Genomic DNA, 16,472 nt, shown 5'->3' with positions numbered 1-16,472 from the left:
GCGCTGCGGTTGCGCGGGGCCCTCGATCTCGCGCTCCTCGCGCGCTGCCTCACCGAGCTGATCCGTCGCCACGCGAGCCTGAGGACGCGCTTCGAGGCTCGGGAGGACCGCCCCGTCCAGATCGTCGACGCCGAGTCGAGGTTCGACCTCCCGGTCACCGATCTCTCCGCCGTCCCCTCCGCCGACCGCGAGGCGGAGGCGCGGCGCATCGCGTCCGCGGAGGCCGCGGCCCCCTTCGACCTCGCCCGCGGTCCGCTCCTTCGGGCGCGAATCCTGAAGGTCGCCCGCGAGGACCACGTCCTCCTCCTCACGATGCACCACATCGTCTCGGACGGCTGGTCCATGGGGGTCCTCGTCCGGGAGGTCGCCGCACTGTACGAGGCCTTCGGCGCGGGGCGGCCGTCGCCTCTCCCGCAGCTCCCGATTCAGTACGGCGACTTCGCCGAGTGGCAGAGAAGCGACTTCTCGGGGGAGCGCCTCGCGCGCGAGATCGCCTGGTGGCGCGAGCGGCTGACTCCCCTTCCCGCGCCTCTCGAGCTCCCGGCCGATCGATCGAGGCCGGCGGTGCCGAGCTTCCGGGGAGGGGCGGCGCGCCTCGCCCTCGACCCCACGGTGGCGGGAGCCCTGAAGCGCATCGCGCACGAGGAGGGAGCGACCCCCTTCATGGCGCTCCTCGCCGCGTTCGATCTCCTCCTCGCCCGCCACGCCGGCGAGAGCGACGTCGCCGTCGGCACCGTGGTCGCCAACCGGTCCCTTCCCGAGCTCGAGGGGCTGATCGGCTTCTTCGTCAACACCCTCGTCGTCCGCGTGGACACGTCGGGGGATCCGACCTGGCGGGAGCTGATCGGGCGCGCGCGCGAGGCGGCCCTCGGCGCCTTCGCGCACCAGGAGATCCCCTTCGAGCGCCTCGTCGAGGATCTCAACCCGGCGCGGGACCTCGCGCGAAACCCGATCTTCCAGATCGCCTTCGCCTTCCAGAACGCCCCCGCGGACGTCTTCGACCTCCCGGGGCTCTCGATCGCGCCGTTCCCCTGCGACGCCGCCTCGTCGCGTTTCGATCTCGAGCTCCACCTCTGGGACGATTCCGGAGGCGGGATCGCGGGATCTCTCGTCTACGCCGCGGATCTGTTCGACGACGAGACGATGCGGGATCTCGCGGCCCGATACGTCGCGCTCGTCTCGTCCCTCGCGCGCGATCCGTCGCGGCGCATCTCGGCGATTGACCCTCTCGCCCCGGGAGAGAGAACACGTCTCCTGAACTCCTGGAACGACACGCGCCGCGACTATCCGGAGATGGCGACGATCAGCAGCCTCTTCGAGGAGACGGCGCGCTCCCGCCCGGAGGATCCCGCGCTCGTGACCGAGATGCGGGAGATCTCGTACGGCGCTCTCCTCGAGGAGGCGACGGGAATCGCCCGGGCCCTCGCGGCCCGCGGCGTCCGCGCGGAGACGCGCGTCGCCCTGGCGATGGATCGCTCTCCGGATCTGATCGCCGCGATCCTCGGAGTGCTGCGGGCGGGGGGAGCCTACGTCCCCCTCGATCCCGACGCCCCTCCCTCGCGCATCGCGCGCCACCTCGCCGACGCCGGGGTCTCCCTCGTCCTGACCGACGGCCGCGAGACGCCGGCCGGCTCGATCCCCACCGTTCCTCTCGTCGACCTGCGGCGCGAGGCGATGGCCGCGGACGACGCCCTCGAGCCCGCACGACCGTTCCCCGATCAGCTCGCGTACGTGATGTTCACCTCCGGCTCGACGGGGGTCCCCAAGGGAATCGAGGTCACGCACCGAAACGTGGTGCGGCTGGTGCGCGGGACGGAGTACGCGCGCTTCGGCCCCGACCAGACGATTCTTCAGCTCGCCCCGGTCGCCTTCGACGCGTCGACCTTCGAGATCTGGGGCGCGCTCCTCCATGGGGGGCGCCTCGCAATCGCGCCCCCCGGCGTCGCCTCCCCCGCGGAGATGGCGCGCCTCATCGCCCGCTTCCGCGTCAGCTTCCTCTGGCTGACGGCCGGGCTCTTCAGAATCGTCGTCGACGAAGAGCTCCACGCGCTGGCCGGCGTGGCCCAGGTTCTCTCCGGCGGCGACGTCGTCTCCCCGGTCCACGTGCGGCGGCTTCTCGACGCGGGATGCCGGCGATTCGTCAACGCCTACGGCCCAACCGAGACGACCACGGCGGCGTGCTGCGAGGTGCTCCATCCCGGAAGCGAGATCGGCCCCCGCGTCCCGATCGGCGCGCCGATCTCGACGACGCGCGTCTACGTCCTCGACGCGGCGATGCAGCCGGTTCCGACCGGAGCGCCCGGGGAGCTCTTCATCGGCGGCGAGGGGGTCTCGCGCGGGTACGCCGGCCGACCGGATCTCACGGCCGACAGGTTCGTCCCCGACCCTCACGGCCCTCCCGGCTCGCGCCTCTACCGAACCGGAGATGTGACGCGCTGGAATCGCCGCGGGCGTATCGAGTTCCTGGGGCGCCGCGACGGGCAGGTGAAGATTCGCGGCTTCCGCGTGGAGATCGGCGAGATCGAGGCGGCGATCGCCTCCCTCAAGGAAGTTCGGGGGGCGGTGGCCGTGCCCCACGGGGCGCGCGGGGAGGCGGAGATCATCGCCTACGTCGTCCCCGCTCCCGGCGCGGGACGGGACGCCGCCGTGCTGCGCCGCGCCCTCCACGCGATCCTGCCGCGCCCGATGATCCCGTCCCGCTTCGTCTTCCTGGACGCCTTCCCTCTCACGACGCAAGGAAAGATCGATCGCCGGGCCCTGCCGGCACCCGACGGTGCGCGGCGCGGCGACGCGGGCGGCCCGCCTCCGAGGACTCCGACGGAGATCGCGATCGCGCGCGTCTTCGCGAATCTCCTGAAAGTCGACGGCGTGGCCGCGACCGACAGCTTTTTCGAACTCGGGGGGCATTCGCTGCTGGCGACGCAGGTCACCGCGCGCCTGAGGTCGGCGCTGGGAGTCGAGGTGCCGCTCCGTGTGATCTTCGAATCGCCCACCGTCGAGGCCCTCGCCGCGTACCTCGACTCGTCGCCGTCCTCGTCCCGCTCCGGGAAGCTCGTGACGGTGCCGCGACCGGATTCGATCCCGCTCTCCTTCGCGCAGGCCCGCCTCTGGTTCCTTCACAAGCTCGTTCCGGGGATGGCGGCGTACAACATCCCGAACGTCCTGAGGCTCGCCGGCGATCTCGACGTCGCCGCGCTCCGCCGCGCCCTCGGCGAGATCCTGCGCCGGCACGAGGCGCTCCGCACACGCTTCGTCGAGGGGCCGGACGGCCCGCGCCAGGTGATCGCGGCGCCGCCCGACCCTCACCTCGAAGTGATCGATCTCGCAGGCCGGGTGGATGCGGAGGAGACCGCGCGCGGGCTGGTCGCCGAGGAGGCGCTCCGGCCGTTCGATCTCGAGCGCGGCCCGCTCGTCCGCGCGCGCGCGGTGAGGCTGGGGGAGCGCGACCATCTCTTCACGATGACGATGCACCACATCGTCTCGGACGGCTGGTCGACGGGAGTCCTGATGCGCGAGGTGGCGGCGCTCTACGGCGCGTTCGCCGCGGGGAGGCCGTCGCCGCTTCCGGATCTCCCGCTCCAGTACGCCGACTTCTCCGTGTGGCAGCACCGGACGATCGTCGGGGAGCGTCTCGAAAGCGAGCTTGGTTACTGGCGGGAGCGGCTGACTCCGATCCCGCCGCCGGTCGAGATCCCGGCGGACCGCCCGCGGCCGAAGGTCCAGTCGTTCCGGAGCGGACGCGCGGAAGTGGCAATCCCCGCACACGTTGCCTCGGCGATCCGCGCTCTCGCGGAGGAGGGGGGCGGCACCCTGTTCATGGGCCTCCTCGCCGCCTTCGACGCCCTCCTCTCCCGCCTGACCGGAGAGACCGACGTCTCCGTCGGTACCGGAATCGCGAACCGGACGCATCTCGAGCTCGAGCCCCTCATTGGTTTCTTCGTGAACACGCTCGTGCTTCGCGTGGACGTCTCGGGGGATCCCACCTTCCGCGAGCTCCTCGCGCGCGCCCGGGAGACGACCCTCGAGGCCTTCGCGCACCAGGATCTTCCCTTCGAGAGGCTCGTCGAGGAGCTTCACCCATCGCGCGATCTCGGCCGCAACCCGATATTCCAGATCGCCTTCGCCCTTCAGAACGCGCCGCAGGGGAGCTTCGATCTTCCGGGCCTCTCGATCGGCTCGTTTCCGTTCGACTCGTGGACGACGCGCTTTGACCTGGAGGTCCACCTCTGGGACGATGCCGCAGGCGGGTTGGGCGGATCCCTCTTCTACAGCTCGGATCTCTTCGACGAGACGACCGCGCGGCGCCTCGTCGAAAGATACGCGACCATCCTCGCGTCGATCGCCGCCGAACCGGGGCGGCGGATTTCCGAGCTGCGCATCGCGGCCGGCGACGAGTTGGAGCTCGAGAGCCGCGTGCACGCCCGCGGAGAGTCCCTCGAGCTCGACGGCGCCCCGGTTCACCGGCTCTTCGAGCGGCAGGCGGCGCGCGCCCCCGAGGCGCCCGCGATCGAGACGGCGGGCGGCGTCCTCACGTACGGCGACCTCGACGCCCGGGCGAGCGACCTGGCGGCCCGGCTGGGCCGGCTCGGCGTCGGCCTCGGAGATCGTGCGGCCATCCTCGCCCCGCGATCCATCGAGCACGTGATCGCGGCGCTGGCCGTCTCGAAAGCGGGGGCCGCCTACGTTCCGGTGGATCCGGCGAATCCCCGCTCGCGCGTCGACTTTCTGCTCGCGCGATCGGGGGCGCGCGTCCTCCTCGCCCCGCGGTCGCTCGCGGCCGGGCGCCACGCGACGCCGGAGCGGCCGCTGATCGAGATCGAGCCGGCGCGGCCCGACGACGGATCGCGGCCGGATCTCCCGCCGGTGGATGTCTCCGCCGGCGACCTCGCGTACGTGATCTTCACCTCGGGCTCGACCGGCGAGCCGAACGGTGTCGAGGTGACGCACGGGAACCTCGCGCATCTCGTGGCGTGGCACCGCGACGCGTTCGGCGTGGGCGCGGGCGATCGCGCCACGCTCGTCGCCGGCACCGGCTTCGACGCGAGCGTGTGGGAGATGTGGCCGTACCTCGCGTCGGGGGCGTGCCTTCTGATCCCCGGCGAGGAGACGCGCCTCGACGCCGGGGCCCTGCGCGACTGGCTCGTCGCCGGGCGCGTCACGATCAGCTTTCTGCCGACCCCCCTCGCCGAGGCGTGCCTCGCGCTCGATTGGCCGGCGACATGCGATCTGCGCGCCCTGCTGACGGGCGGCGACCGCCTGCACGCGATCGACGTCTCGCGCCTCCCCTTCCGCGTGGTCAACAACTACGGGCCGACGGAGACGACCGTCGTCGCGACCTCGGGTGACGTCGATGCGGGCGCCTCCCTTCCCTTCCCTTCGATTGGCCGCCCGATCGCCAACGCGCGCGCCCACGTCCTCGACGGGAGGCTCCGCCCCGCGCCTCTCGGCGCCGCCGGCGAGCTGTACGTCGCCGGGGCGGGGGTGGCCCGCGGGTACACCGGGCGGCCCGATCTCACGGCCGAGCGATTCGTCCCGGATCCCTTCTCCGGCGACCCCTCGGCCCGGATGTACCGCACGGGGGACAGGGTCCGGCGCCTCGCCGATGGGCGGATCGAGTTCCTCGGCCGGTCCGACTCGCAGGTGAAGATCCGCGGCCACCGGATCGAGCCCGGCGAGATCGAATCGGTCCTCGCCGGCCATCCCGCCGTCGAGAGCGCGGCGGTGATGCCGCTGCCGGGGGACGGCGAGACGCGCCTCGTCGCCTACGTCGTCCCCCGCCGCGGCGAGGCGGCGCGCGAGGCGTGGGAGAGGGAGCACATCGAGCGGTGGCGCGATCTCTACGACGCCACGTACCTGACCGCCTCGGGGGCCGGGGACCTCGCGTTCAACATCACCGGATGGAACAGCAGCTACACGGGGGATCCGATCGATCCCGAGGAGATGCGCGAGTGGCGCGAGACGACGGTCGAGAGGATCCTCTCCCTCTCGGCCGCCGGGCCCCGGAGCGTACTCGAGGTCGGCTGCGGCACCGGGCTGCTCCTCACCCAGGTGGCCCCGCGTTGCGAGCGTTACATCGCGACGGACTTTTCGCGCGTCTCGCTGGATTGCGTCCGGAAGGCGATGGCGGGGCGCCCGGATCTCGCGCACGTCGTCCTGCACGAGCGACTCGCCGACGATTTCCGCGACCTCGCGCCGGGCTCGTTCGACACCGTCGTCCTCAACTCCGTCGTGCAGTACTTCCCCGACGCCTCCTACCTCGAGAGGGTCCTCGAAGGAGCGCTGAGGTCGGTCGGCGTGGGCGGGCGCGTTTTCGTCGGCGACGTCCGCGACGCAAGGCTGCAGCGCGCGTTCGCCGCCTCGCTGGCCCTCCACGGCGCCGCCGCCGAGGCGCCGGCGGCCGAGGCGCGCGCCCGGATGCACCAGCTCGTGGAGCGCGAGGAAGAGCTCCTCGTCTCCCCCCCCTTCTTCGCCGAGGCCGCGCGGCGCCACGGGCGCAAGGTCCGGGTCGAGGCCTTCGTCAAGCGCGGTCGGGCCGACAACGAGCTGACGCGCTTCCGATACGACGTCGTCCTCGAGGTGGGAGCGGGCCCCGGGGGCGCCGCCGCGCTGGAGATCGCGTGGGACGGCGGCGCGGGAGACCGACTCGACGCAGCCTTCCGCTCGGGGGCCGAGGACGTGGTCGTGCGGGACGTGCCGAACGCCCGCGTGATCGATCCCATCGAGGCCGCCCGGCTCCTGGACTCCGGGGAGATCGACGGCAAGACGGCGCGCGACGTGCGTGCGGTCGCCGGCGCGGGCGTCAGCACCGCCAACTTCGGCGCGATGCACCCGGACGACGCCATCGCCCTCGCGGCCCCGGGTTGGATTGGCATCGCGGGGCTGTCGCGCGAGCGCCCCGAGACGTTCGACGTCCTGTTCGCCCGGAAGGAAGCGGCTCGCCGCCCGGCGGCGCTCGCCGTTCCGGCTCCCGCGGACTCCCGAGCGCCGCTCACGAACCTCCCGTTACGCTCGACGATCGCCGGCGCCCTCGCCCCGGCCCTCGCCGCCCACGCTGCCGAGCGGTTGCCGGAGGCGATGGTCCCCGCCGCTTTCGTGGTCCTCGACAGGATGCCGCTGACGCCCAACGGGAAGCTCGACCGTCGCGCCCTCCCGTCGCCCGCAGGCGTCCGGCCGACCGCAGCTTTCATCGCGCCGAGAACGCCGGTCGAGCGGGAGGTCGCGCGCATTTTCGGCGAGGTCCTCGGTATCGAGAGCGTCGGCGCCTCGGACGGTTTCTTCGAGCTGGGAGGGCACTCGCTCCTCGCGACGCAGGTGCTCTCGCGCCTGAAAAGCGCCCTGGGGGTCGAGATCCCGCTGCGCGCCGTCTTCGAGAGCCCGACGGTCGGGGGGCTCGCCGCGAAGGTCGAGTCCGCAGCGCGCGCCGAAGATCCCTCCCGATGGTCGGCGCGCGCGGATCGGAGCGGTGCGGTCCCCCTCTCGTATGCGCAGCGCCGGCTCTGGTTCCTCGACCGGCTCGATCCCGGAAACAGCTCGTACAACGTCGCGACCGCGCTGGGATTGAAGGGGGCTCTCGACGCCGTCGCGCTCGATCGCGCGCTGGCGGCGATCGAGGGCCGGCACGAGATTCTGCGGGCCCGCATCCGCGAGGGAAGCGAGGACCCGGAGCAGTCCTTCGCCGGGGCGAGAGAGAGTCTCCTGGAGATGGTGGACCTGTCGGGGACGGCCGACCCTGCGGGGGAGGCGCGGCGGCGGATCGCAGGGGAGGTCGCCATCCCGTTCGATCTGGCGGCGGGGCCGATCTGGCGGGCGCACCTCTTCAAGATCGCCGCCGACGACCACGCGCTCGCGATCGTGATCCACCACATCGCGACCGATGGATGGTCGATGGACGTCTTCGTCCGCGAGATGAAGGCGCTCTACGCAGCCTTCGCGGCCGGGCGACCCCAGCCGCTCCCGGATCTCCCGATCCAGTACGCCGACTGGGCCGCCCGGCAGCGGGAGTGGCTCGGCGGCGGGGAGCTCGAGAGGCAGCTCGACTACTGGCGCCGCGAGCTCGAGGGGGTCGAGCCGCTCGAGATCCCCACGGACCGGCCTCGATCCGCTCGACGCGGTCTGCGCGGCGCGAGCGTCGGCTTCGAGCTCGCGCTGGACGACATCGCGGCGATCGAGCGATTCGCCCGGAGCGAGGGGGCGTCGCTCTTCCAGGCGCTCCTCGCGTGCTTCCACGCTCTCCTCTCCCGCTACGCGGGGAGCGCCGACGTCGTGGTCGGAACGCCGGTCGCGAACCGGACGCGCGAGGATTCGGAGACCCTCATCGGATTCTTCTCGAACACGCTTCCCATCCGCCTGCGCGTCGATCCCTCCGCCACGATGAGACAGCTCGTCGCCCGCGCGCGCGATCGCGTCCTCGACGCCTCCGCCCATCAGGACGTCCCCTTCGAGGAGGTCATCGACGCGCTCGGCGTGCCGCGCGACATGAGCCGCAACCCGATCTTCGACGCGATGTTCCTCCTCCAGCGCTCCGCGCGGGACACCCTCGAGGAGAGGCTGGCGGAGGGCCTCACGCTCGAGACCCTTCCGGCTGACACAGGATCGACCCCGTTCGATCTCACGCTCGCGATGGCGGAGGCGGAGGGAAGGATCCCGGGCTCGCTGACGTACGACACCGACCTGTTCGACGCCGCGACGGCCGCGAGGATGATCGGGCACTTCATGGCGATCGTCCGGAGCCTCGGGCGCAACCCCGACGCGCGGATCGCCGACGTGGACGTGCGGACTCCGCGCGAGAAGGCCCGGGTCGACGCCACGAACGAGACCGAGGTTCCCCGCGCGCCCCGCTGCCTGCACGAGCTGGTGGAGGAGGCGGCGCGGGCTGCCGGAGATCGGATCGCGGTCGTCGCCGACGACGCGACGCTGACCTTCGCCGAGCTCGACGCCGGCGCGAACCGGATCGCGCGACGGCTTCGTCGCGCCGGCGTCGCGCCCGAGATCGGCGTCGCGCTCCTCGCCGGCCGGACCGCCTCGTCCATCGCCGCGATGCTCGGGATCCTCAAGTCGGGGGGGGTCTGTGTCCCGCTCGATCCGGCCTTGCCGAAGGAGAGGCTCGCCTTCATGGTCGCCGCCGCGGGAGTGGGCGTCGTCCTCGCCGAGCGGGGCCTCGAGGGGGCGATCCCCGCGTGCCGCCTGCCCGTCGTGCGGGCCGACGCGGACGATCTCGGGCTCGAGAGCGCCGGGCCGGTGCCCCCCCTCGCCGTCCCGGGGAACGCCGCGTACGTCCTCTTCACCTCCGGATCGACCGGTGAGCCGAAGGGATCGGTTCTCGAGCATCGGGCGGTGGCGGATCACGTGGCCGGCCAGGCGACGCGGCACGACCTCGGCCCCGACGGCCGCTCGCTCTACTTCAGCTCGCCCGTCTTCGACGCTTCGATCGACGAGATCTTCACGACGCTCGCGAGCGGCGCCGCCGTCGTCATCCACCCGGACCCCCGGGGGGAGACGCCGGCGGATCTCCTCGACCGCTTCGCGCGGCAGGGGATCACATCGGCCTACCTTCCCGTGGGCTACTTCCACGAGCTCGCGGACGATCTCGCGCGGACCGGCCGCGCGCTCCCCGCCAGCCTGCGACGCCTCGATACAGGCGGCGAGAGCCCGAGCGCCTCGCGGATCGCGGCGGTGCTGCGCGCGGCGGTGGCCCCTCTCGACGTGGTGAACGGGTACGGGCCGACCGAGGCGATCATCTTCGCGGCGACGCGCCACTTCCGGAATCCCGACGAACCGAGCGATCCCGTCCCGATGGGGGTCCCCATCGCGAACACCACGATCCACCTCGTGGACCCGGCCCTCCGGCCCGTGCCGATCGGAGCGATCGGCGAGATCTGCATCGGCGGCTCCGTCCTGGCGCGGGGGTACGCCGCGCGCCCCGCGGAGACGGCCGCGGCCTTCGTCCCCGATCCGTTCTCGAAGACACAGGGATCGCGGATGTACAGGACCGGCGACCTCGCCCGAAGGCTCGACGACGGCTCGCTCGTCTTCCTCGGCCGGCGCGACGGGCAGGTGAAGCTCCGCGGCTATCGGATCGAAATCGGCGAGATCGAGTCCGCGCTCGTCCGGATTCCGGGGGCTCGCGAGGCGGCGGTCTCCGTGTGGGGCCAGGGAGCGAGCCGGCACCTCGTGGCCCACGTCGCCACCGGCGGCGGCCCGTTCGATCCCGCGCACGCGATCGACGCGCTGCGCGCGTGGCTCCCCGACTACATGATCCCGCGCGCGTACGTCACGCTCGAATCGATGCCTCGCACGGCGACGGGGAAGATCGACCGGCGGGCCCTCCCCGACGCGGCGCCGCGGCACGCGGCCGGGCTCGCCCCCCGCGACGATCTCGAGCGGGACGTGGCGCGCATCTGGGGGGAGACGCTCCGCAGCGAGCGCGTGGACGTCGCCGAAAGTTTCTTCGAGGCGGGAGGAAACTCCCTTCTCGCGGTGCGCCTCGTCTCGGGGATCCGGAGGGAGCTGAAGGCGGACCTCCCGGTGGCGGCCGTCTTCCACGAGCCGACGATCGCCGGGCTCGCCCGGATGATCCGGGGAGGAGCGGGGGACGTCTCCCCCCTCGTGACGCTCCGGAGCGGCCCGGGGCCGCGGCCGCTCGTCTGCGTGCACGAGCTCGCGGGAGGGGTCGCGGAGTTTCGCGGCATCGCGGGGCATCTCGACGCGCGCCGCCCGGTCTACGGCATCCAGGGGATCACGGGATCGAGGCCCGAGAGCATCGGGGAGGCGGGGGCCCGGTACGCCCGGGCCATCGTCCGGAAGATCCCCATGGGACCGATCGACCTCCTCGGCTGGTCTTACGGTGGGCTGGTCGCCCTCGAGGCCGCGCGCGAGCTGCGCCGTCTTGGCCGCGCCGTGGGGGCGCTGATCCTCCTCGACGTCGCGGCGGAGCGCGACGAGCGCCCGCCCGCGCCGGCCATCGCGCGCGCCGCCGCCTTTCTGTGGGGCGTCGAGGCCGACGCACCCGCCGCGGCGATCGACGCCGCCCGGAGGAAGGCGAAGCTCTCGCCCGCGGTGCGCGACGAGGACGCGGAGGAGTGGCTCACGGGTGTCGCGTCGCGCCTCGAGGCGGTCGACGCCTACCGCCCCGCGCGCTACGACGGCGACGTCGTCCTCGTCCGGGCCGCCGACGCCGCCGTGGGCCCGGGCGACCCGACTCTCGGGTGGAGCCGGCACGTCGGCGGGAAGCTGACTCTCGAGTGGGCGCCGGGGTCGCACTACTCGATGGTGAAGGGAGACGGTGCGCGCGCGATCGCGGCCATCGTCGAGAAGCATGCCTGAAAGAGGATGGAGGTCTTCGATGTTTCGCGGGATCGATCACGTCGAGTTCTACGTCGGCAACGGGTACGCGTCGGCGTACTTCTATGCGCGCGCCCTCGGGTTCACGCCCCTCGCCGAATCGGGGCTCGCCACCGGGCGTCGCGACGGCCAGTCGTTCGTCGTCCGGCAGGGGGAGATCCGGTTCGTCTTCACGAACGCCCTGACCCCCGACGGAGCGATCGCCGAGGCCGCGCGGCTTCACGGCGACTCGATCCGCGACGTCGCGCTGAGGGTCGACGACGCCGCCCGCGCCTTCGAGAGGTGCGTCGCCCTGGGCGCGCGCCCTGTGCAGGAGCCGCGGACGATCACCGACGAGACGGGCCGCGCCCGCGTCGCCGTCGTCGCGACGTTCGGCGACACGGTTCACTCCCTCGTCGAGCGGGACGGGTACGAGGGCGCGTTTCTTCCGGGGTTCAAGCCGTGGTCGTCGCCCATCGGCGGCCGCCCGGCCGGCCTCGCCGCCGTCGACCACGTCGCCTCGTGCGTCGAGCCCGGCACGCTCGCCCGATGGATCGAGTTCTACGAGCACACGTTCGGATTCCACGAGTGCCACCACGAGGACGTCGCGACCGACAGGAGCGCGATGAACTCCAAGGTCGTCGAGAGCGAGAACGGAGCCATCAAGCTTCCCCTGATGGAGCCGGCGCCGGGGAAGAGCAGGTCGCAGATCGAGGAGTACCTCGACTACCACCGCGGCGCGGGGGCGCAGCACCTCGCGCTTCTTTCGACGGACATCGTCCGGACGGTCCGCGCGCTGCGGGAGGCGGGGATCGACTTCCTCGAGACGCCGCGGACGTACTACGACGGCCTCGAGGACCGCGTCGGCGCGATCGAGGAGGAGGTGCGCGAGCTGCGCGAGCTGAACATCCTCGTCGATCGCGATCGGTGGGGATACCTTCTCCAGGTCTTCACGCGCCCCGTGACCGGGAGGCCGACCGGCTTCCTCGAGATCGTTCAGCGGAAGGGGGCGAAGGGGTTCGGCGGCGGCAACGTCCGTGGCCTCTTCGAGGCGGTCGAGCGCGAGCAGGCGACGCGGGGGAATCTGTGAGCCTCGATCTCGCCGACTGGACGGGATCGCTGAAGCGATCCGCGCTCCAGGAGATGCTCGTGGCGACGGCCCGGCCGGGCGTCGTCTCGTTCGCCCTCGGATTGCCGGCGGCCGACCACTTCCCGACGCGGGGACTCCAGGAGGCGATCGGCGCGACGCTCGCCGCGGATCCGCGGGCGCTCCAGTACGGCCCCCCGTCGTCCGACCTTCGCTCGTTCGCGGCAGCGCTGATGCGGCGCCGGGGGGTCACCTGCTCCCCGGAACAGGTCTTCCTCACGGCGGGGGCGCAGCAGGGGATGGCGCTCCTCACCCGCCTCCTCGTGAACCCGGGCGATCCGGTCCTGCTCGAGGATCACGGCTACACGGGCTTCCATCAGGCGATCGCGCCGCTCCGGCCGCGGCTCGTCACCGTCCCGTGGAGCCCGCAGGAGGGGATCGACGTCGGCGCGATCGAGCGGGCACTCAGCTCCGGGCCGAAGCCGGCGCTGGTCTACGCGATGTCGGACGGCCACAACCCGAGCGGGGCGTCGATGCCCGTCGCCTCGCGCCAAAGGCTGGCCGCGCTCGCCCGCGAGCACGGCGTGCCGATCGTCGAGGACGACGCGTACGGGATGCTCTCCTACGACGGGAAGGATCTCCCGGCGCTGCGAGCCTTCGAGCCGGACTGGGTGCTCTACCTCGGGTCGTTCTCGAAGACGCTCGCGCCCGCCCTGAGGACGGGATGGATCGTCGCCCCCGAGAAGCTCATCGGCCCCCTCGCGTCGCTCAAGGAGGCGAGCGACATCGACACGGCGACTCTCGGCCAGCGCGCGATCGCGGCGTTCGTCGCGGCGGGAGGGTTCGACGCGCACCTCGACGCCCTGCGAGGCGAGTACGCGCGCCGCCGCGACGCGATGCTGGGCGCTATGGCGACGACGTTTCCCCGCGGCACCCGCTGGTCGGTCCCTCGCGCGGGCTTCTTCGTCTGGGCCGAGATGCCGCACTCCATCGACGCGACGGAGCTTCTCGGGATCTCCCTCGAGCGCGAGCAGGTCGCCTTTCTTCCGGGCCCCGCCTTCGCGGCCGGCGACGCACGACCGGCCGTCTCGTCGATGCGCCTCAGCTTCAGCGCGCTCACGCCGGACGCGATCGTCGAAGGGATGGCGCGCCTTCGGCGATCGATCGAGGTCGTCGCGGCCACGGGCGGCGGGGAGACCCGGCGTGGGTGACGCCGTGAGACGGGGGGCCGCGACGATCTCGCTCGGATTCGGCCGAGGGCGCGTGGACTTCGCCTTCGACCCCGCGCGCTTCGACATCCTCGACGCCGGCGGCCCGGAGGAGCGGGCGCTCGACGACGCCGCGCTCGCGGCGCGTCTCGACGATCCGATCGGATCGCCACCCCTCGCGGAGATCGTGCGGCCGGGTCACCGCGTGTGCGTCGTCGTCCCGGACGCGACGCGGGCCAGCGGCTCGAACCGCGTGGCCCCCCTCCTCCTCGCCCGGCTCAACGCCCTCTCGGTCCCGGACTCGCGCGTCGAGTTTCTCGTCGGCGGCGGCACGCACCGGGCGCCGACGGCCGGGGAGATCGCGCGGATCGTCGGCGACGACGTCGCGCGCCGCGTCGCGATCCACGCCCACGACGCCTTCGACGCCGCCGCCCACGTGGCACTCGGCACGACGGAGCGGGGGACGCCCGTCGAGATCAACCGGCGGCTCGTCGACGCCGACCATGTCGTCCTCGTCGGCGCCATCGGATTCCACTACTTCGCGGGATTCAGCGGCGGGCGGAAGGGGCTCCTGCCGGGGTGCGGATCGGACCCGGCGATCCAGAGGAACCACCTCCTCGGGTTCGATCGGGCGACACTCCGCAAGGCGGACGGCGTCGAGTCGGGGCGGCTGGACGGCAACCCCGTCAGCGAGGACATGGAGGCGTGCGCGGCGCTCTTCGGGCCGTCCTACCTCGTCAATACGGTCGTCGACGGGGCGGGCCGCGTCACCAGAGCGTACACGGGACACTGGCGCGCCGCCCACCGGGCGGGGTGCGGCGAGTACCGCGCGGCGCACTCGATCGGGGCGCCGGAGCGGCGGGACGTCGTCGTCGTGAGCTGCGGCGGAGCGCCCCGCGACCTGAACGTCATCCAGTCGCACAAGGCGCTCGAGCACGCCCGCGTCGTGCTGAACGACGGCGGGGATCTCGTCCTCCTCGCCGAATGCTCCGAAGGGCTGGGGCGGGACGACTTCCTCGAATGGTTCGTCCCCGGCGGCTCCGAGTCCACGGCGCGGAAGCTCGTGGACAACTACCGGATCAACGGGCAGACGGCCTGGGGGATCCGTTGGAAGTCCGAGCGCTACCGCGTGCGCCTCGTCTCGGGTCTCGATCCGGAGACCGTGCGGAGGATGGGGATGATTCCGTGCGAGACGCTCGACGAGGCGATGGCGGCGATCCCCGGCGGGCGGGGGTACATCGTCCCTCGGGGAATCGCGACGCTGCCGGTCCTCGACGAAGCGAGGGTGGGCTGATGCGCGCCTTCGCCTTCGTGTGGGTCGGGCTGATCGTCTCGCTCGTCGGTTCGGGGCTCACCGCCTTCTCCCTGGGGGTATGGATCTTCCTCCGGAGCGACTCGACGACGCAGTACGCCCTCGTCATCTTCTGCGCGGCGGTCCCTCCCCTCGTCGTCCTGCCGCTCGCCGGCCCGCTCATCGATCGCTGGAACCGGAAGCGGCTCCTGATCGCCTGCGATCTGGCCGGGGCCGCAGCGACCGCCGCCGTGGGTTTCCTCGCGTGGACCGAATCGCTGTCGCTGATGCACGCCTGCGTCATCGTCGCCTTCACGTCGAGCGTCGCCGCCTTCCAGTTCCCCGCCTATTCCGCGGTGGTGACGCAGATCGTTCCGCGCGAGCAGCTGGGGCGCGCAAGCGGGTTGACGAACCTCGCGCAGGCCGCGTCCCAAATCGCCGCCCCGGTCGTCGCGGGGGCGCTCGTCGACTGGATCGGCCTCGCCGGGATCACGGCGCTCGATTTCGCGAGCTTCCTCTTCTCGGCGCTGATGCTCTCCTTCGCGGCGATCCCGGGGCGCGCCGGGGACGGACCGGCGCCCACGAGCTACTGGCGCGATCTCCCGTTCGGATGGAAGTACATCTTCTCGCGAAGCGGGCTGGCGGCGCTCCTCCTCTTGTTCGCCGTGGTGAACTTCTTCGCCGAGCTGGCCTCGGTGCTCTTCACGCCGCTGGTGCTCGGCATCGCCTCACCCGCGGCCCTCGGTACCCTCCTCTCGCTCGGCGGGGTGGGGATGATCGCGGGGAGCGCGATCATGAGCGTGTGGGGAGGTCCCCGACGGCCGGCCCTCGGCGCGGCCCTCTTTGCCGGCGGCTCGGGCGTGGCCGTCGCGGCCGCCGGAATGACCTCGTCCACCCTCTGGCTCGGGGCGGCGGCCTTCGTCTTCTTCTTCACGCTGCCACTGCAATCGGGATCGAGCCAGGTGATCTGGCAGAGAGCGGTCCCTGCCGATCTCCAGGGGCGCGTCTTCTCCGCGCGCGTCACCCTGGCGATGTCGGCGATGCCCCTTGCCTCGCTCGTCGCGGGGCCGCTCGCCGATCGGGTCTTCGAGCCGCTGATGGCGCGCGGCGGCGCGCTCGTGCCCGTGTTCGGCGCCGTCGTGGGCGCCGGGCCGAAGCGGGGGATCGCGGTGATCTTGGTCCTCTCGGGGGCGCTCAGCATCGCGACCGCGATGGCGGGCGGGATCTTCCAGCCCCTCCGGCGGCTCGACGACGAGGCGGCGATCGCGCGGGCGCCGATCCCCGCGGAAGTGTCAGGATGAGTTCATTCACGATTCACGGACAGGGAGGAGCGCATGTTCAGCGACGATCCGGATGACAAGACGATCTACCGCGTCGTGGTCAACCACGAGGAGCAGTACTCGATCTGGCCGGCGGACCGGGACATCCCGGCCGGCTGGCGCGAGGCCGGAAAGAGCGGCACGAAGGCCGAGTGCCTCGCGCACGTGAAGGAGGTCTGGACCGACATGCGGCCGCTGAGCCTCCGCAAGCAGATGGACGCGAAGAGCTGACTCAGCGGCCGCAGGCC

At 72.4% G+C, this 16,472-nt stretch carries 6 protein-coding genes; all 6 read left to right on the top strand.

What is annotated here, in order from left to right:
• Positions 1-11,322 (top strand): amino acid adenylation domain-containing protein (locus tag HY049_01430; GenBank protein ID MBI3447571.1); only part of this gene is annotated, 11,322 nt, incomplete at its 5' end.
• The gene (gene hppD, locus HY049_01425; protein MBI3447570.1) at positions 11,315-12,409 is read left to right on the top strand and encodes a 4-hydroxyphenylpyruvate dioxygenase; all 1,095 of its coding nucleotides are present in this window, start codon (positions 11,315-11,317) and stop codon (positions 12,407-12,409) included. The genes HY049_01430 and hppD, both read left to right, overlap by 8 nt.
• On the top strand, positions 12,406-13,617 hold the full coding sequence (locus tag HY049_01420) for a PLP-dependent aminotransferase family protein (GenBank protein MBI3447569.1): 1,212 nt from the start codon (positions 12,406-12,408) through the stop codon (positions 13,615-13,617). Before hppD ends, HY049_01420 begins: the two co-directional genes overlap by 4 nt.
• Complete coding sequence (larA, locus tag HY049_01415) at positions 13,610-14,908, top strand: nickel-dependent lactate racemase (GenBank protein MBI3447568.1); 1,299 nt, start codon at positions 13,610-13,612, stop codon at positions 14,906-14,908. The genes HY049_01420 and larA overlap by 8 nt, the downstream gene beginning before the upstream one ends.
• Positions 14,908-16,206: an MFS transporter gene (locus HY049_01410; protein MBI3447567.1), complete on the top strand. Its 1,299-nt coding sequence runs from the start codon at positions 14,908-14,910 to the stop codon at positions 16,204-16,206. The genes larA and HY049_01410 overlap by 1 nt, the downstream gene beginning before the upstream one ends.
• A gap of 33 nt (positions 16,207-16,239) precedes the next feature.
• On the top strand, positions 16,240-16,455 hold the full coding sequence (locus HY049_01405; protein ID MBI3447566.1) for an MbtH family protein: 216 nt from the start codon (positions 16,240-16,242) through the stop codon (positions 16,453-16,455).
• The last annotated feature ends 17 nt before the right edge of the window (positions 16,456-16,472 follow it).

The organism is Acidobacteriota bacterium (assembly GCA_016195325.1).
Classification (GTDB): Bacteria; Acidobacteriota; Polarisedimenticolia; order JACPZX01; family JACPZX01; genus JACPZX01.
Note: the sequence above shows the minus strand (reverse complement) of the source record. Positions and strands in the feature narration are given on the sequence as shown.